The sequence below is a fragment of the Paenibacillus sp. PSB04 genome, assembly GCF_025809195.1.
GTDB lineage: Bacteria > Bacillota > Bacilli > Paenibacillales > Paenibacillaceae > Paenibacillus_AQ > Paenibacillus_AQ favisporus.
This window is the reverse complement of record NZ_CP081301.1, coordinates 557,501-575,016: the sequence shown is the minus strand read 5'-3', so window position 1 is coordinate 575,016 and position 17,516 is coordinate 557,501. Positions and strand designations below refer to the sequence as shown.

19 protein-coding genes (1 of these 19 cut by a window edge) are annotated in these 17,516 nt (G+C 55.0%); 17 read left to right on the top strand and 2 right to left on the bottom strand.

Annotated elements, in window-relative coordinates; translation table 11 throughout:
- The first annotated feature begins 24 nt into the window (after window positions 1-24).
- From K2F33_RS03060 to K2F33_RS03050, 3 genes are all read left to right on the top strand, one after another.
- Window positions 25-678, top strand: coding sequence for a DUF6483 family protein (locus tag K2F33_RS03060; protein WP_076176057.1), 654 nt, complete (start codon window positions 25-27; stop codon window positions 676-678).
- A 39-nt stretch (window positions 679-717) separates the two neighbouring features.
- Window positions 718-1,899: a class I SAM-dependent methyltransferase gene (locus K2F33_RS03055; protein WP_263880969.1), complete on the top strand. Its 1,182-nt coding sequence runs from the start codon at window positions 718-720 to the stop codon at window positions 1,897-1,899.
- Window positions 1,900-2,085: 186 nt separating this feature from the next.
- Window positions 2,086-4,182 carry an O-antigen ligase family protein gene (locus K2F33_RS03050; protein ID WP_263880968.1) on the top strand — a complete coding sequence of 699 codons (2,097 nt, stop codon included), beginning with the start codon at window positions 2,086-2,088 and terminating at the stop codon, window positions 4,180-4,182.
- A gap of 182 nt (window positions 4,183-4,364) precedes the next feature.
- Here the strand turns inward: K2F33_RS03050 and K2F33_RS03045 are convergent, their stop codons facing one another.
- Window positions 4,365-4,676 carry a dehydrogenase gene (locus K2F33_RS03045; RefSeq protein WP_076176049.1) on the bottom strand — a complete coding sequence of 104 codons (312 nt, stop codon included), beginning with the start codon at window positions 4,674-4,676 and terminating at the stop codon, window positions 4,365-4,367.
- A 148-nt stretch (window positions 4,677-4,824) separates the two neighbouring features.
- On the opposite strand from K2F33_RS03045, the gene K2F33_RS03040 reads away from it, so the two are divergent.
- The 13 genes from K2F33_RS03040 to K2F33_RS02980 all read left to right on the top strand — a co-directional run bounded on the left by K2F33_RS03040 (window position 4,825) and on the right by K2F33_RS02980 (window position 16,847).
- Window positions 4,825-5,439: an undecaprenyl phosphate transporter UptA gene (locus K2F33_RS03040; protein WP_263880967.1), complete on the top strand. Its 615-nt coding sequence runs from the start codon at window positions 4,825-4,827 to the stop codon at window positions 5,437-5,439.
- Window positions 5,439-6,005 carry a thioredoxin family protein gene (locus K2F33_RS03035; RefSeq protein WP_089549864.1) on the top strand — a complete coding sequence of 189 codons (567 nt, stop codon included), beginning with the start codon at window positions 5,439-5,441 and terminating at the stop codon, window positions 6,003-6,005. Before K2F33_RS03040 ends, K2F33_RS03035 begins: the two co-directional genes overlap by 1 nt.
- Window positions 6,006-6,014: 9 nt before the next feature.
- On the top strand, window positions 6,015-6,641 hold the full coding sequence (locus K2F33_RS03030; RefSeq protein ID WP_076176043.1) for an MBL fold metallo-hydrolase: 627 nt from the start codon (window positions 6,015-6,017) through the stop codon (window positions 6,639-6,641).
- Between the two features lie 281 nt (window positions 6,642-6,922).
- The gene (locus K2F33_RS03025; protein ID WP_076176040.1) at window positions 6,923-7,306 is read left to right on the top strand and encodes an ATPase; all 384 of its coding nucleotides are present in this window, start codon (window positions 6,923-6,925) and stop codon (window positions 7,304-7,306) included.
- 479 nt (window positions 7,307-7,785) lie between these two features.
- The gene (gatC, locus tag K2F33_RS03020) at window positions 7,786-8,073 is read left to right on the top strand and encodes an Asp-tRNA(Asn)/Glu-tRNA(Gln) amidotransferase subunit GatC (RefSeq protein WP_076176038.1); all 288 of its coding nucleotides are present in this window, start codon (window positions 7,786-7,788) and stop codon (window positions 8,071-8,073) included.
- A 30-nt stretch (window positions 8,074-8,103) separates the two neighbouring features.
- Window positions 8,104-9,561, top strand: a complete 1,458-nt coding sequence (gene gatA / locus K2F33_RS03015; protein WP_145949832.1) for an Asp-tRNA(Asn)/Glu-tRNA(Gln) amidotransferase subunit GatA — start codon at window positions 8,104-8,106, stop codon at window positions 9,559-9,561.
- 33 nt (window positions 9,562-9,594) lie between these two features.
- Window positions 9,595-11,034: an Asp-tRNA(Asn)/Glu-tRNA(Gln) amidotransferase subunit GatB gene (gene gatB / locus K2F33_RS03010; RefSeq protein ID WP_263880966.1), complete on the top strand. Its 1,440-nt coding sequence runs from the start codon at window positions 9,595-9,597 to the stop codon at window positions 11,032-11,034.
- 96 nt (window positions 11,035-11,130) lie between these two features.
- On the top strand, window positions 11,131-11,601 hold the full coding sequence (locus K2F33_RS03005; RefSeq protein WP_212986070.1) for a GNAT family N-acetyltransferase: 471 nt from the start codon (window positions 11,131-11,133) through the stop codon (window positions 11,599-11,601).
- 30 nt (window positions 11,602-11,631) lie between these two features.
- Entirely contained in the window at window positions 11,632-12,345 is a 714-nt protein-coding gene (locus K2F33_RS03000; RefSeq protein WP_145029884.1) for an MgtC/SapB family protein, read from the top strand.
- A 148-nt stretch (window positions 12,346-12,493) separates the two neighbouring features.
- A complete protein-coding gene (locus K2F33_RS02995) occupies window positions 12,494-13,129 on the top strand; it encodes a hypothetical protein (protein WP_263880964.1) in 636 nt (211 codons plus the stop codon).
- A gap of 62 nt (window positions 13,130-13,191) precedes the next feature.
- Entirely contained in the window at window positions 13,192-14,463 is a 1,272-nt protein-coding gene (locus K2F33_RS02990) for a DUF4097 family beta strand repeat-containing protein (RefSeq protein ID WP_263880963.1), read from the top strand.
- Between the two features lie 123 nt (window positions 14,464-14,586).
- Complete coding sequence (perR, locus tag K2F33_RS02985) at window positions 14,587-15,012, top strand: peroxide-responsive transcriptional repressor PerR (protein ID WP_076176019.1); 426 nt, start codon at window positions 14,587-14,589, stop codon at window positions 15,010-15,012.
- 122 nt (window positions 15,013-15,134) lie between these two features.
- Window positions 15,135-16,847 carry a glycosyl hydrolase family 18 protein gene (locus K2F33_RS02980; protein WP_263880962.1) on the top strand — a complete coding sequence of 571 codons (1,713 nt, stop codon included), beginning with the start codon at window positions 15,135-15,137 and terminating at the stop codon, window positions 16,845-16,847.
- 83 nt (window positions 16,848-16,930) lie between these two features.
- Here the strand turns inward: K2F33_RS02980 and K2F33_RS02975 are convergent, their stop codons facing one another.
- Window positions 16,931-17,323, bottom strand: a complete 393-nt coding sequence (locus K2F33_RS02975) for a DUF2614 family zinc ribbon-containing protein (protein ID WP_076176014.1) — start codon at window positions 17,321-17,323, stop codon at window positions 16,931-16,933.
- 122 nt (window positions 17,324-17,445) lie between these two features.
- Here K2F33_RS02975 and K2F33_RS02970 point away from each other — a divergent pair, with 122 nt between their 5' ends.
- A protein-coding gene (locus tag K2F33_RS02970; protein ID WP_076176011.1) for a nucleotidyltransferase-like protein crosses the window boundary here: on the top strand, window positions 17,446-17,516 show its 5' portion. The gene runs 808 nt beyond the window's last position; 71 of the gene's 879 nt are visible here — the first part of the coding sequence; its start codon is at window positions 17,446-17,448; its stop codon lies off the right edge, out of view.

Here is a 17,516-nt window from a genome sequence, read left to right as displayed (position 1 = left end):
TGAAGGAAGGACGGAGGACGATCCATGTTCCGCAAAGATTACCTCGTACAGATGGTTGAAGATATGGTCGAAATGGTTGGTAAAGTGTTCGGATTGAAACAGCAGAAGAAATATGCCGAAGCCCTATGGGAAATCGACGATCTGCTCAGCAAGAACTTCCGTCTCAATACCCGTCTGTTAAATTCCTTATCCGTAGAAGATATTATTGATATGTTTCGCCTGGGCGGCGGCGTGGAGGCTGACAAGCTGCAGACCGTAGCCCGGCTCCTGCAGGAGGAAGGCGGCGTGTACAAAGACATGGGAGAGGCGGATGAGGCGCTCAGACGTTTCATGAAATCGCTCCACCTCTATCTATACGCCGATCTGAACGGGGCCCAGCGCTCCATGCTGCAGCTGCAGGACCGCGTGGCGGAGCTGAAGGACGAAGTGAAGGGATACCGTCTTCCGGTCAAGACCGAGAAGATTCTGCTGTCCTACGAGGAGAAGGAAGGCCGGTTCGACGAAGCCGAGAACGTGCTCTTCCGGCTGCTCGATCAGCGGGAAATCACGGAAGAAGAAGGTGTTTCCTTCTATGAAAGGCTGCTTGAACGGGACGACGAAGCCCTGAATCAAGGAGGGCTCCCGCGCAGCGAAGTGCTGGAAGGCATGGAGACGCTGCGGCGCAGAATCAATGCCTGAAGCGAGCCTTATCTTAAGTTGAAAGCGAGATGTACTCTCTTGGAAGCATTACGCAAATTGATTCACGACATCATCGGGGAGTCGACTTTGATTACTGCGACGTTAAGCCAGCTTCGCAAACGTGAGGGAATTTCTTTCACCAAAGTCCAGATCAAACCCGTGGAATTAAAGAAAAAAGTGCATTACCAGCTGGCTTATGTTCATCCCAACAAAGTGGTGCATCAGAATCTGACGGCCGCTGAGGCCGAGCAGACGATCATAGAGCTGTTCGAGCAGACCTTCCGGCAGGCGCTGATCTGCACGCCCGAGGCGGATTACCAGATTCTGATCAGCAAAAAATATAAAGTATCGATCCTGACCAAGTCCCCGACCAAAACGACGGCGGATCTGGCGCATAACCGCAAGAAGCAGTACGTGCTGGAAGAAGGGGAACCCGTACCCTTTCTGGTCGAGCTCGGCATCATGAACGAGCAGGGCAAGGTGCTTGCCCGCAAATACGATAAGTTCAAACAGATCAACCGCTTCTTGGAAATGGTTGAGGACATCCTTCCCTCTCTTCCTGACAGCCGCCCGATCACCATCGTGGATTTTGGCTGCGGCAAATCGTACCTGACCTTCGCCCTCTATCACTATTTGGCGGTCCAGGAGCGAAGGGTGCTGAATGTTGTCGGATTGGATCTGAAGGCGGATGTCATCGAACACTGCAGTACGCTGGCGAAAAAGCTCGAATATCAAAATTTGCGGTTTCTGGTCGGTGACATTGCGGATTATGACGAATTGGAGCAGGTCGATATGGTCGTCACGCTGCATGCCTGCGACACGGCGACCGATGCCGCGCTCGAGAAGGCGGTCCGCTGGAACGCCCAGGTGATCTTGTCGGTTCCGTGCTGCCAGCATGAGCTGTTCTCCCAGGTGAAGAACGACGCCCTGTCACCGCTCCTGTCGCACGGCATCCTGAAAGAACGCTTCTCGGCGCTCGCGACCGATGCCATCCGGGCCAAACTGCTGGACTTGATGGGATATAAGACGCAGCTTCTGGAATTCATCGATCTGGAGCATACGCCCAAGAACATTTTGATCCGCGCGGTCAAAGGCAGCAGCGGCAGCCGGGATCAATTGTGGCAGGAGTATACCGCGTTCCGCGATTTGCTCAGCGCTTCTCCTTACTTGGAGAAGGCATGTGCCGATTTGCTGCCCGAAGGCTCGCTCCGGCAGGAGTAAGATGAGAATGGCGCCCGCCAATCGTAAACAAAAATGCAGTTTAAATAGGCAGACGGTATGAAGCGCAGCTTCCATAATCGCAGTGCACAGGACGAAGGCTCGGCTTTTGGGCTGCCCGTTTCGGCAAGTTAGCTTGGGGAAATACTGGCTAACAGAACCAGGAATCGGGAGCGTGAGGAGTAGAGCATGAAAGAGTGTGCACGGTGGATGATGGGGGCTGCGCTGTTTGCCGTGATGGCGGCTGCGGTCTGGCGTTCCGGCTTGTATTTTTCGGCGGATCTATACCCGGTTTGGCTCGGCTTTGGCCTATTTTGCGCCGGGGCGGGCGGATGGGGGCTGTACCGGTTTAGCCGGGGCCAGACAGCCGTATGGCAACGGCTGAACCGAGTGGCCGAAGCGCCGCCGCTTGTGGGCTGGGTGCTGTGCAGTCCGTTTTTGATGATGCTTCTCTATGCCGTTCATGGGGCGATCGGTTCCGTATCCGTGCTCGGGGACGGGAATCAGGCGCTGCGCTGGGTGCTGTATGGGTCGTTCGTGGTGTTGGCCTGGGTACAGGGTTCGGACAAAAGGGGAAGGCTTGTGCTTGCGGCGGCATGGCATATGACCGGAGGTCTTCTTGCTATGACGGCGCTGCTTTCGGTGTACGGCTGGTTCCCGCTGCCTTATGCCATCGCCTATACGGCGGATCCCGAAGTGAGCGCCACCGGCGCGCGGCTGGCAGGCATGCTGCAGTATCCCAACACGTTCGGCGCCGTGATGGCGTTGTTTCTGCTCGAGCGGCTGTTCGCGCTCGGCCCGCTGCTGCAGCGGCATCCGGGAGTACCGCCCGGCCGCGTGCTCCTCGGCAGCCTGCCGCTGCTGCCGTACGCCGCCGCGCTCCTCCTCAGCGAGTCGCGCGGCGCCTGGCTGGCGGCCGGCGCGGCATGCGCCGCCGGCCTGCTGATGGAGCGGCGGCGCATGGCCGCGCCGCTCGTGCTCGCCGCCGCGCCCCTGGCCGGCGCGGCGCTGCTGTACCGCCAGCTGGCCGCGGCCAAGCTGGCGGCGGAGCCGTGGCCCGGCCTGCTCGCGCTGGCCGGGCTGTGGGCCGGCGGCATGCTTGCCGGCCGATGGCTCCTGCGCCTGCGCGGCGAAGCCGCAGGCGCGGGGCGCCGCCGCCTGGGCACGGCGGCAGGCGGCGCGCTGCTGGCCGCTGGTGCCGCCGTCGTCTTCGGCACCGTGCGGGAGCGCATCGTGCACAAGTTCGGCACGATGTCTGCCCGCCAGGCGATGGTCCAAGACGCCTGGGCGCTGGTGAAAGAGGCCCCCTGGCTGGGCCAAGGGGGCGATACGTGGCGCTTGTCCTACCGCGCAGTTCAATCGTCTCCCTATGTCGGGAGCCAAATGCACAGCGGGTACGTGGATGTGCTGCTGAACACAGGGCTCGTCGGACTCGCCCTGCTGACCTCCATGCTGGCCGCCGCCGGACTGCTGATCTTCAGGAGGTGCCGCCGCCTGCTGCCTTCCTACATCGCGTTCCTCCTGCACGGCGCAGTCGATATCGATTGGAGCTACGGGATGGTGTGGCTGCTGTTTTTCCTGCTTGCTGCCCAGGCTGCGGCTGAGCCTTCCTCCGTGGTGAAGAAGACCGGCGGCGTTCCAGCTTCACCGCCGGAGCGCATCCGCAGGCGCGTCCCCGCGCTGCTGTCCCTCTGGATTGTCATCGCTTTAGGGAGCTCCTGCCTGGCGTACCGCGGCTATATGGGCCACGCCGAGCATATGCAGGCGCTGAGGAGCCGCGACAACCAGGCAGCAGCGGCCCGCCTTGCCTCATCGCTGCGGTGGAATCCGGCGGACTATTCGGCCGCCCTGGATTTGGCCGGGCTTGTCCCGCCGCCTGCAGCCGAGGTCATCCTCCGCCGCAGCCTCGCCTATGCGCCGCATCATCCCGGGCTGCTGTGGGCTATGGCCGACAATGCCGGCCGGCGGGGCGATGCGGAAGAGGCTATTTATTGGACCGGCGCTGCGCTCCGCCGGGATAAATACAATGCAGGGGAGCGGACGCGCAGCTTGGAGTGCCTGTTGCAGCTCGCGCGGGCCGAGTATACCGCCGGGCATGAAACGGAGGCCCGGCGCATCGCCCGCTTTGGCTTCGGGCTGTACCACGATTACGCCCGCGCTGCGGAGGACACCCGGCTCCGGGTCATTCGGAATGACCGGGAGTTTGCCCTAACGTTCGAGGCCAGGGAATGGGGCAGGCAGCTTGCGGCTTTGTCCGGCGTGAGGGCTCGGTGGACGGTGGAATGACAGTATGCGGGGAGCCGGATGCAAACGGTTCGGCCGCTTCCTGGTTTGTGTCACTGATTTGCCTTTTCCTGGCGTGCGTAGGTGTTATTCCTTGCGGCGCTGAAAGGGGGCAGCCGTAATGAAGCCCGGCTGCCCCAATGGTGCGCGTTGCCCCGATGGCTGTTAGGCGGGTGGACCTAGCGTTACCCGCCGTAAGCATCACGGAACGCGCTGCTGAGCCTGCCCGGATCCAGCTGCCACAGTTCGGCGAGCTCCGGACAGACTTCTTTGTCCCACCAGTCGCACTGCACTTTGCGGTTGCTCCGGTTTTCATGAATCCATATGAGGTTGCCTACTACTTTGCGGTAGTACATCGCTTCCCCCTGTTTGACCAGATCTGCCGGAATATGCACCTTCATTCGCTTGATCGCCCGGTAGAGCTCGTTGCTGCATTTCCTGCGGATGCCGCGCGCCGTTGGCAGGGCGGCCTTTTTGTTTTGCGGGATCTGGGGCATCTGACTCACTCCTTTACCCACACCATATGCTGCTTTTTCCCGTGAAGACACCGGCGGGAGCAGATTGGGCCCCAAGTAGAAGTCATGTCCATCCCTGTGCTAGAATAGCTTTGAAGTAAAAGAGTACATTGGGGAAGTGGGGGCCGGCGTGCATTTTATATCGGATATCATTAATCAGTTATTTGACTGGATTCAAAGTCTGGGCTATTTCGGAATTATGCTGGGTCTGATGATCGAGGTTATTCCCAGCGAGATCGTGCTGGCGTACGGAGGGTTTCTGGTGTCGTCGGGCCATATCAACTATATCGGCGCGGTTGTTTTTGGAACGGTCGGCGGCGTGATCGCGCAGCTGTTCATCTATTGGATCGGCCGCTACGGAGGACGCCCGGTGCTGGAGAAGTACGGGAGATACATTTTCATTCATAAAAAACATATCGATTACGCGGAGGAATGGTTCAACAAATACGGGACAGGCGTTATTTTCACAGCCCGGTTCATCCCGGTGGCAAGGCATGCCATTTCCATCCCTGCGGGTATCTCCCGGATGAATCTCGGACGGTTTACGCTGCTGACCACCCTGGCTGTCATTCCTTGGTCCGCATTGTTTGTATATCTTGGTTACCTGCTCGGAGACCAGTGGAAAAATATCGATGAGAAGGCGGCTCCATACATAACGCCGATTCTGCTCATTGCGCTGGCGCTGCTGATCGTATATTTTCTGATTAAATGGATCAATAACAGAAGGAAGAGAGGCGTTCACTAATGGCTAAAAATGTGGCGGATTATTTGAATCGCGGGATTTCCCCCGAACAGTTCGTGAGCGGCATGCAGAAAAACCAGGAGGCTTTCAAGAACGGTTACGAGCAGTTTGCGTGGAGCGATGAAGGCGACAGAGAGTTTTTTGAAAGCTTGAAGTTCCGCGACGACCTCCGCGTGCTGATCCTGGCTGCTGATTGGTGTGGTGACGTTGTTCGCAACGTTCCGGTCGTATTCCGGGCGCTGGAAGCGGCGGAAATTCCGGTCGAGGTGTTTATTCTGGAAGAGAATTTTGATTTGATGGACCAGTATTTGACGATGGGCGGCCGGAGTGTGCCTGTGGTCATTTTTGCGGATACGGGCGGATACGTCTTGGGCACCTGGGGGCCGCGTCCGGCTCACGTTCAAAAGTTCATGGTCGAATTCAAACAGAACAATCCGGACCGGGAAGCTGCCGACTATCAGGACAACCTGGCGGTTACCCGCAAACAGATCGTCGAAGCTTACGGGGAAGGAACGGGCTTTCACGCCTCGATCATCAAAGAGCTGCGTGAACTGATTTCCGGATTTTGATCTGAGGCCATGCTGAACATCCGATCCTTTAGCCTCGGGCCGCTGGAAACCAATTGTTATGTCCTGACCGGCGACGATCCCGGCCGCGCGATCATCATTGATCCCGGCATGAATCCCGCTCCGCTGATCCGGCACATTGAGGGTCTCGAGATCGAAGCCATTCTGCTGACCCATGCCCATTTCGACCATATGGGCGGCGTCGACGAAGTACGCAAGCTGACCAAGGCGCCGGTATACCTTCATGACCTAGAAAGCGAATGGCTGGTGAACCCGAAGATGAACGGTTCGCAGAACTGGCCGCAGGTAACTCCGCCGCTGGCGACCGATCCCGCGGAATACAGCCTGGATGAAGGTCAGCAGCTGCAGCTGATCGGCCGCACGTTTACCGTCTACCATACGCCTGGACATTCGCCTGGAAGCGTCAGCTTCCTCTGCGGAAACGACCTTTTTTCCGGCGACGTCCTGTTCAAGCTTGGCGTTGGACGAACCGATTTGTACGGGGGAAGAGAAAGGGACCTGCTTGACTCCATCCAAAATACGCTGTTCTCGTTCCCGGACGACGTGAAGGTGTATCCCGGCCATGGCCCCAAAACCTCGATTGGTTATGAGCGGGCGAACAATCCCTATGTCCGTTAAGGATAGATTTCGATAGGGAGTCAGCATTTCCGACAATTTCTGAGCAAATTTGTCTGGACAAGCGGTTACAAGATTGATACAATGTGATTAATTTGATGAACCTTGTTACTTTCGCGAAGCACGCAAGCTGTGGCCCGATCCCGGTTTGCGTTCTTTTATTTTTGGGAGATTTAATCTCACTTTATTTTTCTCCATATATATTTTTTCTTCAGCTTTACATGTCTATGTTTTTCTAGTAGACTATACAGACAAATGAAAGACATACATCTAGGAGGTAGACGATGCTGCAATTAGGGGAGAAAATTGTAATCGTCGCGGACGCCTTTGAGCAGAACCTTCCTATTGGGGAATACGGTTATCTGATTGCCTATGACCGGAACCCGGATAATGCTTTTGATTACGTAATTCGGGTACCGAAGATTAATCGTAACTTTTTCGTGCCATCGAGTGATGTTGAGCCAGAAGAGTTGCTCATACAGCATGAAGTTGAGATGACCACGCGGGAAGCGCTGATCGATTACGCCCTTGCGACATATAACGAGAAGCTGTTTCATCAGATTATGAACGGCGAGCTTGAGCAGGATGAGAAGGAAGAAGAGACTGCGCCTGAAGTGCTCTCCCAGGCGGAATTTATCAAACAGGTAAATCTCCGCGCCTGGATTTAGAGGAGTCGGCTTATTAGCCGGCTCTTTTTTGCGTTTTAAGATATATAGCTAAGCTGAAAGCTGTTCACTCATTTATTTCGGCTTCTAACTTCGGAGATACGACATCCTTATCCGCAAGAAATCTTCCGCCTAGTGCGGTTTGTCTTCTTCGAATGTACGACGATAGACGTTTAAGTGAAAGGTATATCGGCAGGGGCTTCAGCCAAGGAATGATATAAGGCACCGGACAGCAACATATCGGTTCGTTTCAATTTGACCGGGTGCATTGAATCTTCCCCGGTTCTACAATATAATTAGAAACGTTATCCTGAGGCTTTAATCCTTTAAACACCAGCAGTCTGCAAGGGCATATCCATGCGTTTTTGCGGCTATGGAGCCGCGAATTCCGGGCTGCTTCAGGACAAGCTGCTTCGCTGAATCGGATCCGGATGGAATGCCGCAGGGATGCTTAGATAAGAAGGAACAAGGAGGAACCGCTGATGAGTATTACCAATCAAGACGTTCAGCATGTGGCCAAGCTGGCCCGGCTCAATTTCACACCCGAAGAAGAGCAGATGCTGACCGAGCAGCTGAACGCCATTTTACAATATGCCGAGAAATTGAATGAACTCGATACCGACGGTGTGGAGCCGACGACGCATGTGCTGCATCTCAGCAATGTAATGCGCGAGGATGAAGCGAAAGACAGTCTGCCGATCGAGAAAGTTATGGCCAACGCGCCTGAAGAGGAAGACGGACAATTTAAAGTGCCGGCTGTCTTGGATTAGCGGCTAATCATTGAAGGGAGGAGTATTCATTTGAGCCTGTTTAACCATACATTGCAAGAATTACATAACAAGCTGCATGCCAAGGAGCTGTCCGTGCAGGAGCTTGTTGACCAGTCATTTCAGGTCATCGCCGAGCGGGACGAACGCATCGGGGCTTTTTTGACGTTGAATGAGGAGGAGGCGCGGAACACAGCCCGCCGTCTCGACGACAAACTGGCGTCCGGTCAGCCGCGCGGCCTGCTCTTCGGCCTGCCTGCCGGAATTAAGGACAATATCGTGACGGAAGGCCTGCGCACGACTTGTGCGAGCCAGTTCCTGGCGAATTTCAACCCGGTCTATGACGCAACCGTGACACGCAAGCTGCGTGAGGCGGATGCCGTTACGCTGGGCAAGCTGAATATGGATGAGTTCGCCATGGGCGGCTCGAACGAAAATTCCAGCTTCCGGCCGGTCCGCAATCCGTGGGACCTGGACCGCGTGCCTGGCGGCTCCAGCGGCGGCTCGGCCGCGGCGGTGGCCGCTGGCGAAGCTTACTTTGCGCTCGGATCGGACACCGGAGGATCGATCCGCCAGCCTGCGTCCTACTGCGGCGTAGTCGGATTGAAGCCGACTTACGGCCTTGTTTCCCGCTTCGGGCTCGTGGCTTTCGCGTCCTCGCTGGACCAGATCGGCCCGCTGACGAAGAACGTGGAGGACTCCGCTTACGTCCTCCAGGCCATTGCCGGCCACGACCATATGGATTCGACATCAGCAAATGTCGATATTCCGGACTATCTGAGCGCATTGACCGGAGATGTCCGCGGCCTGCGCATCGCGGTGCCGAAGGAGTATATGGGCGAAGGGGTCGACCCGGCCGTGAAAGAGAAAATTCTGGCCGCTTTGAAGGTGCTGGAAGATCTCGGAGCCGTGTGGGAGGAAGTGTCCCTGCCGCATACCGAATACGCGGTGGCAACGTATTATCTTCTCGCCTCATCGGAGGCGTCTTCCAACCTCGCGCGTTTCGACGGCGTCCGCTACGGCACCCGTGCCGACCATGCGGGCAGCCTGATCGATTTGTACCACGAATCGAGAAGCAAAGGCTTCGGTCCGGAAGTCAAGCGCCGGATTATGCTCGGCACCTACGCGCTGAGCTCGGGTTACTATGACGCCTATTACTTGAAGGCTCAAAAAGCCCGTACGCTTATTAAGCAGGACTTCGACAACGTCTTTGAGAACTACGACATTATTATCGGGCCAACCGCACCGACAACCGCGTTCAAGCTGGGGTCCCAGGTGGATGATCCGCTGACGATGTATTTGAACGATATTTTGACCATTCCGGTCAGCCTCGCCGGCGTCCCCGCGATCAGCGTTCCTTGCGGACTGGCGGACGGGCTGCCGGTCGGCCTGCAGATCATCGGCAAAGCCTTTGACGAATCGACGGTACTGCGCGTCGCCCACGCGTACGAGCAGAACACCGAACATCATAAGCTGCAGCCGAAGCTGTAATCTCAGGCGGGACCAGGAGGGAGCAAGAACAATATGTCATCAACCAAATACGAAACAGTCATTGGACTGGAAGTCCATGTCGAACTGCATACCAAGTCGAAAATTTTCTGCGGCTGCTCCACCGAATTCGGCGCGCCGCCCAACACGCATACGTGCCCGATTTGCCTCGGACATCCCGGCGTACTGCCAGTTCTGAACCGTCAGGCTGTCGACTACGCGATGAAAGCAGCCATGGCGCTGAACTGTACGATCGCCGATGTGAGCAAATTCGACCGTAAAAACTACTTCTATCCCGATTCGCCCAAGGCTTATCAGATTTCCCAGTACGACCAGCCGATCGGCGAGAATGGCTGGATCGACATCGAAGTCGACGGCCGGACCAAACGGATCGGCATTACCCGCCTGCACCTGGAAGAAGATGCGGGCAAGCTGACGCACGTCGACGGAGGATTTGCGTCACTGGTCGACTTTAACCGCGTCGGAACGCCGCTTGTCGAAATCGTGTCCGAACCTGACATTTCGTCGCCGGAAGAGGCGAGAGCCTACCTGGAGAAGCTCCGCGCGATTATGCAGTACTGCGAGGTTTCCGACGTGAAGATGGAGGAAGGCTCCATGCGCTGCGACGCGAATATCAGTATCCGTCCGGTGGGGCAAAAGGAATTTGGCACCCGCGCCGAGCTGAAGAACATGAACTCCTTCCGCGGCGTTCAGCGGGGCCTGGAGTACGAGGAGTACCGCCAGGCGGAAATTTTGGACGACGGCGGCAAAGTTGTGCAGGAGACACGCCGCTGGGACGAGGCCGCCGGCAAGACGCTGTCGATGCGCAGCAAGGAAGAAGCGCATGACTACCGCTATTTCCCGGATCCCGACCTCGTCAGACTTCATATCGATGAAGCCTGGAAGGAGAGCATCCGCGCGACGATTCCCGAGCTTCCGGATGCCCGGCAGGCGCGCTATACTTCCGAATACGGCCTCCCGAGCTATGATGCGGGCGTCATTACATCTTCGAAGCCGCTGGCGGACTTTTTCGAGGACAGCCTGAACTATACAAAGGATGCCAAAGCGGTTTCCAACTGGATTATGGGCGACCTCCTCGGATACTTGAACAGTACCGGCCTGGAGCTGCCGGCCCTCAAAATTACCGGCCGCGGTCTCGGTGAAATGATCGGATTGATCGAGAAGGGCACGATCAGCAGCAAAATCGCCAAAACGGTATTCAAGGAAATGCTCGAATCCGGCAAGCTGCCACAGCAGATCGTCGAGGAAAAAGGACTTGTGCAGATCAGCGACGAAGGCGCGATCAAAACGATCGTCGAGCAGGTTGTCGCGGCAAATCCGCAATCCGTCGAGGACTTCAAGGCGGGCAAGCAGAAAGCGATCGGCTTCCTGGTCGGCCAGGTCATGAAGGAGAGCAAAGGCAAAGCCAACCCTGCGCTTGTCAACAAGCTGCTGGCCGAAATATTGAGCCAATAAAAGCTTGAGCTTCCCTTGGGGCTTGTCCGTGTGACAAGCCCCTTTGATTTAGCATTCATTTTCATTTTCGCGCATGCGCTCGAGGTGGTTCCGAATATGATAAACAGACTGTTTCTGGATGACGAGGACATGGTCGATCAGATCTGGCGTCTGCAGCATATGGCTTACCGGCTGGAGGCGGAGCGGATCGGGTTCCGCGATATTCCGCCGCTGATGGACACCCATGAAACGATACGCAAGTGTAAAGAGGATTTTTACGGATGTTTAAATGAGGACGGAGAACTTATCGGAGCGGTAGCAACGGAGCAGGAAGCGCCGGATACGATTACGATCAGCCGGATGATGGTTCATCCCGATCATTTCCGCAAGGGGATTGCGGGCAGCCTGATTCAACACGTGCTGGATCTTCATCCGGATGTTCCCTTGTTCATCGTGTCCACGGGAACCAAAAACACGCCGGCTGTGGCGCTGTACACCAAATACGGCTTTGTTCCTTTTGACCGGTACGAGGTAGCCCCGGGCGTGGAACTGACGACCTTTCACAGAGCGTCCGAATCGTCACAATAAATACCTCAGCAGAATGGGAGAGGTTGACCCTTGCAGGATCCATGGTATATCGATAATGTGCATATTTTGCTGCGTTTGCTGCTGTCTATGCTGCTCGGCGGATTGGTCGGTCTGGAGCGTGAGCGGTCCAACCACGCGGCTGGACTCCGAACTCATATTTTAGTGTGCATGGGATCGGCGTTAATTATTATGCTGTCTATTTACGGCTTCTCCGAATTCGTTCACGAGGTGAACATCCGGATCGACCCTGCCCGTTTGGCATCGGCCGTCATTACGGGGATCGGATTCCTGGGAGCCGGAACGATTCTGTTTACCGGTAAATCCATTACCGGTTTAACGACGGCGGCTTCCGTGTGGGTCGTCGCTGCGGTCGGCTTGTCTGTCGGCGCCGGATTTTATTTCGCGTCCGTCGCTGCCACGCTGCTTATATTACTGACGCTCGTGGTATTTAATAAGCTGGAGCAGCGTTATATCAAAGGGAGCAAGCTCCACCTGTTCACGTTCCACGCCGTTTCGGTTCCGGGGCTGCTTGAATCGATCTCGGAATTGGTGCAGGCGGAAGGCATCGCCGTGAAAAAATTGATTATCAATGAACGGAGTGCAGCCGCGCCCTTTGAGCTGGAGCCTCCCTCCACAACGCTTGAGATCTCGATGCACGTCCTGATCAAGCAGTCCTTTGATCCGCTGCATCTGGCTTCGCAAATCCGGAAGCTGGAAGGAATTACACTGGTGTCCCTAGACTGACGAAAACGCCGAAAGCTCCCGGGTGACCGGGGGTTTTTGCTTTGACAGGCCGGATAATCCAGATATTGACCTGTTAATTAGGGGACAGAATAGGGTACTATCAGGAAAAAGGACTCGGCCAAACCATTTAGAGAAAGGAGCTGCAAGCATGCATTCTGCCGGACGTCACTCAACAAATTCAGCGGACGAACCGCAGAAAGGTAAACGCCGGTTACGCATTTATTCCAAGGCGGAGCGGGGAGTCCGCAAGCGCCGGCTGTATTCCCGCAAGCGCAAATTTACCGCAGGGCTTCTTGCAGCGATTTGTCCGGGACTCGGCCATATTTATCTGGGATTGTACCGTAAAGGGGTTTCTCTTATATTCGCGCTGATGCTGGATGCGTCGGCGCTGCTCTATTTTTCTTCCATCGGCATCCAGATCAACGTGCCATTGCTTATTTTGCTCGCGCTTTTATTTCCTGTCGCTTATTTTTATAGCGTTTATGATGTGCTTCAAGCTGCGGATTATGTGATTTATCACCGGAGAAGGGCTGGGCTTGAGCTGCCGGATGAAGAGGAGACGGAACGGGCGCATCCCTTTGCCTTGGAACGCAGCATCGCTTTCGGCGTATATCTGGTTGCCGGCGGGCTGCTGATGATCGCCTTTTATCAGAAGCCCAAATGGCTTGGCATGTTTATTGAACAGTACGGACAAACCGCGGCTGCGGTCGTTTTGATCGTCCTTGGTTTGTTTTTCGGGCTTCGGGAGACGCTCCTGTTTTTAAACCAAAGACGCGGAAGATGAACCGCTGCGCCATAGCCTGATTTTATGGCCGTGCTGCAGCGTGGAAAGAGGTGATCGACAACGTGAACCGAAAACCCAAATTGCGGGTGGGGCGTTTTACTGCCGTGCTGCTGCTGGTTGTGACCGGTGCACTGCTGTTGACGGATGCGGTTCAAGGGACCGAATACATGCTGCTCCTGCTAAAATGGTGGCCGCTGCTGGCCGTCCTGTGGGGGGCTGAATATATTGTGCTGTACTGGTTTATGCGGAAATCGCGAACACCCGGCTGGGGGCGTTTCCGGCTGGATATCCGCGGAGTGCTGGTGGCCGTCCTGCTGTCGGCTTCCGTCTTTGTCGTCACCGAACAAGACCACTACCTTCACTTGTGGAATAAGGTCAGTCTGAATTTGACGGCGGCTGGTGTAGACTACAGTGAGGCTAAGGGTAAGCGGTTTGATAAGGACCCGATTTCGATTCCTGTCGCCTTCGAGACCCAAGCGGTGAATATCGACAATATTAACGGCGATATTTTGCTGCAGCGGGGACCTGTGGACGACATTCGGGTGGATACCGAGATGTGGGTGGATCAGATTACGGGGCCGGAAGCGGATGTGATCGGGCAGGAATCCACGGTTGACGTCAGCGACGGAAGCACCGTTACGATCCAAACCAAAGGCAAGGCTTACGGGCAATCCGGCAAAAGGCAGCCGCGGATGAACCTGACCATTACGCTGCCGGAAGACCGCCGCTTTAATTTTTCCGTCCGGACGATGAACGGCGGTATTACTTTGAATAATGTTGAGGCCATTGAGCAAATTACGCTGGAAAGTGCAAATGGCGAACTTAAGCTGAACCATATTCTTGGGCAGGTTAAAGGAAAAACGCTGAACGGGGCCGTTCAGGCCGCGAACGTTACCGGCTCGGTTGATCTCACGACCAACCGGGGGAATATGGAGGCGATCGATGTTTCCGATTCTGTTGCGCTGACATCCCAGGTCGGGAATCTGTCGGTCATTCGGGCCCAGGGAAAAATCAACGTAAGCACCAAGAACGGCAACATTTATGTGGATGACATCAAATCGGATTTGACGGCAGAGTCGCTCAACGGCGATATTACGGCAAGATCGAACTCCGTCGGCGGAAACTGGGACATCTACAGCGCTGTCGGGGAGCTTATCCTTGATCTGCCAGGGGAAGGCAACTACGCTATTGACGGAACGATCAGCTATGGCGATATTCATAATATGTTCCCCGAGTTTGTCGTGGACAAGAAGAGCATTACCGGCGAGATCGGCACCGGTGATTATACGATCCATGTCGAAGGCAACAGTGAACTAAATGTGAATAAATATTAGAAAAGGATGAACATGGAAGCTTTAACGGCTTCTGTGGGGCGGGGTCCGTTGACAAAGCTCAAAAGATAAACGTACAATAAAGTTATTAACGACTATGTTAAAACATTAAAGGCGGTGGGAATCATGTCTACGCGAGTCCAACATGCACTAGAACAACTGAAGGCAACAGGTGTTCGGATTACGCCCCAACGTCATGCGATTTTGGCCTATTTGATGGAGTCCATGAACCATCCGACGGCGGATGAGATATACCGCGCACTCGAGCCCAAGTTTCCGAGCATGAGCGTCGCGACCGTATATAACAATTTGAAGATGTTTATGGAAGCGGGAATGGTCCATGAGCTGACCTATGGAGATAATTCGAGCCGCTTTGATGCCAACGTGTCGGATCACTTCCACGTGATCTGCGAGAAATGCGGCAAAATTGAAGATTTCATGTATCCTTCCCTGAAGGATGTGGAGCATACAGCGGAACAGAGCACTGGATTCAAGGTCAAGGACTTGAGGATGGAGCTTTATGGGATATGCAGTTCTTGCAAAGAACAATGATTTTTGAAACGTGCGGACTCCTGCAAAGGATTCTTCACGTTTTTGTTTTTCAGGCAGAACTTTCCGATCATCCGGAACATACCGGAAGGCATAATGTGAATAAAATGACGGAGGATTAGCGAGTGAACAGAAGAAGACGCAGACGCCGCCCCTCAGCGGGGAGGCGCTTTACTATATTCCTGGGCTTGTGCCTGATCATTGCCGGGGCCTATCTGACGGTGACCGAAATTCTACCGAATCCTTTGCATGAAAAACCGGATTGGCGCGGCATGGACAAGCCTATTTTCGTGGAAGGGAAGCTTCAGGCAGAACCAGCCGAAGGAGCCGGAGAACAGCTGATGCTTCCGCTGCCGGTACTGCAGAAGGTGGTGGATCCGACGATTCGATATGAATCAGGGACCCAGTCCATCATTTTGACGACGCCGGTGCGGGTCATGCGGCTGCAGACAGGACAGAAAAAAGCGCAGCTGAACAACAAGCCGGTTGAGCTCCGGTTTGCTCCGGAGGAAAAGGACGGCGTGCCGTACATGCCGATTCAGCCGCTTAAGGAACTGTACGGGGTTAACATCCATGAGGATGCCACTACGGGTGCCGTCATTTTGATGAAAGCCGGGGATACCATCCAGATGGGGGCGGCCAAAGGCCAGCCTGACGATAAGGTGAAGCTCCGACAAGGGGATTCCATCCACTCGCCGATTCTGGCTGATATGAAGGGTGGTACCCCTCTGCGGATTTGGGATTCGAAGGGATCCTGGTATTTCGCCCAGATGGATAACGGCTACAGCGGGTATGTCCGCAAGGATGAAATCTCACTTGGGGACAAAAAGACGATCGAAATTCCGCCTATCCCGCCAACCCGGGCGGAGCGCAGCTGGAAAGGCAAGCCCGTCAACCTGGCGTGGGAAGCAGTCTATCAAAACAAACCCGATCCGGCCGTATTGGACGGACTGGACGGTGTCAACGTCGTCAGTCCGACCTGGTTCAGCATTATCGACGGCAAGGGCAACGTTCGCAGCAATGCGGATATGGCCTATGTGAATAAAGCCCATGCCCGTAAGATGGAGGTATGGGGGCTGATCAATAACAGCTTCGATGCGGACATAACTACGAGCGCGATGGCCACCTACGAAACGCGGCTGAATACGATCAGCCAGCTGCTGGAGCTGGCGCAGATGTATCATCTGGACGGGATCAACATCGATTATGAAAATGTAAAAACGAAGGACGGCCCCAATATTACGCAGTTTGTGCGTGAATTGAAGCCGCTGGCACAGGATCGAGGACTGATCTTATCGGTTGACGTCACGCCGAAATCAAGCAGCGAGCTGTGGTCCAAATTTCTGGACCGCAGTGCACTGAGCGAAGCCGCGGATTTCATTATGCTGATGGCTTACGATGAGCATTGGGCATCAAGTCCGGAAGCCGGCTCGGTTTCTTCCCTCCCTTGGGCGGAAGCAGCTGCGCGAAAGATCCTGGATGAGGACGACGTGCCGCCACAGAAGTTGATACTGGCCGTGCCGCTGTATACGCGGATCTGGTCGGAAGCGAGCAAGAACGGGAAAGTCGAAGTGTCCTCCAAAGCGGTCGGCATGAAGACCGTCAAAGATATTTTAGCCGAAAAGAAACTGAAGCCGAAGTATCTGGAAGACGTGAAGCAGCATTATGTGGAGTATAAGGAAGACGGAGTCCTGAAAAAAATATGGATTGAGGACGCGGTATCCCTGCAGGCGAGAGTGGACTTGGCCAAGTCGCTCAAATTGGGCGGCGTTGCGGCATGGACGCGAAGCTTCGGGACGGAGGATGCCTGGAAAGTGTTAAAAGGAATACAGCAGTAATTACCTTATTGAATCAGCACTTATACTTTATGTAATAAAAAACCGGTACAGCCTGTGATCAGGTCGTACCGGTTTTTTTGTATTTAATGATGATGCGGCGTTGCTTGGGCTCCCTGGCCTTGCTGAGCGGCTTGCAGCTCTTCGGGAGTAATATTCGCCTGGTTGGGATCCAGCGTCAGGATCGTGCGGCAGAACATGCAGCGGTCGGTTTTTCCGAGCATTTTGGTCAATTTGTGACATTCCGGACATTCGAGCTGCAGCGCGCTGGTCGACAGCATGCCGGCCCAGAAATATATTCCGAGGCTGCCCATCATGGAAATCAGGCCAATCACAAGACCGATGGCTGCGAACACCTTACCGGCATGTCCCCAAAATACGATACCGGCCGTCCCCAGAACCATCAGACCCATACCCAGCATCGTCAGCAGCAGGCCCCAAAGACGAAAAGCGTTAATTTTCGCTTGATTGAAAATCATGAATCTTTAGCTCCTATCATCAAATTTGTTGTATTTACAAAAAGAAGGAACTGACATGGACATGTAGAAGTATATTATAACTGAATTGGCTCACTTTCGCCAAGGAATGCATGGAGGGAGACGTGAATTTGTCCAATTTGTCCTTTTTTTATGGAGAGTCGGTTTATGTCGATGCCATGGGAACTATTATTTT

Coding starts and splice junctions, on each gene's coding strand:
- K2F33_RS03060 (WP_076176057.1), top strand. CDS start 25: ATGTTCCGCAAAGATTACCTCGTACAGATGGTTGAAGATATGGTCGAA.
- K2F33_RS03030 (WP_076176043.1), top strand. CDS start 6,015: ATGCTGAACATCCGATCCTTTAGCCTCGGGCCGCTGGAAACCAATTGT.
- gatC (WP_076176038.1), top strand. CDS start 7,786: ATGAGTATTACCAATCAAGACGTTCAGCATGTGGCCAAGCTGGCCCGG.
- gatB (WP_263880966.1), top strand. CDS start 9,595: ATGTCATCAACCAAATACGAAACAGTCATTGGACTGGAAGTCCATGTC.
- K2F33_RS03005 (WP_212986070.1), top strand. CDS start 11,131: ATGATAAACAGACTGTTTCTGGATGACGAGGACATGGTCGATCAGATC.
- K2F33_RS03035 (WP_089549864.1), top strand. CDS start 5,439: ATGGCTAAAAATGTGGCGGATTATTTGAATCGCGGGATTTCCCCCGAA.
- K2F33_RS02995 (WP_263880964.1), top strand. CDS start 12,494: ATGCATTCTGCCGGACGTCACTCAACAAATTCAGCGGACGAACCGCAG.
- K2F33_RS03025 (WP_076176040.1), top strand. CDS start 6,923: ATGCTGCAATTAGGGGAGAAAATTGTAATCGTCGCGGACGCCTTTGAG.
- K2F33_RS03050 (WP_263880968.1), top strand. CDS start 2,086: ATGAAAGAGTGTGCACGGTGGATGATGGGGGCTGCGCTGTTTGCCGTG.
- K2F33_RS03045 (WP_076176049.1), bottom strand. CDS start 4,676: ATGCCCCAGATCCCGCAAAACAAAAAGGCCGCCCTGCCAACGGCGCGC.
- K2F33_RS02975 (WP_076176014.1), bottom strand. CDS start 17,323: ATGATTTTCAATCAAGCGAAAATTAACGCTTTTCGTCTTTGGGGCCTG.
- perR (WP_076176019.1), top strand. CDS start 14,587: ATGTCTACGCGAGTCCAACATGCACTAGAACAACTGAAGGCAACAGGT.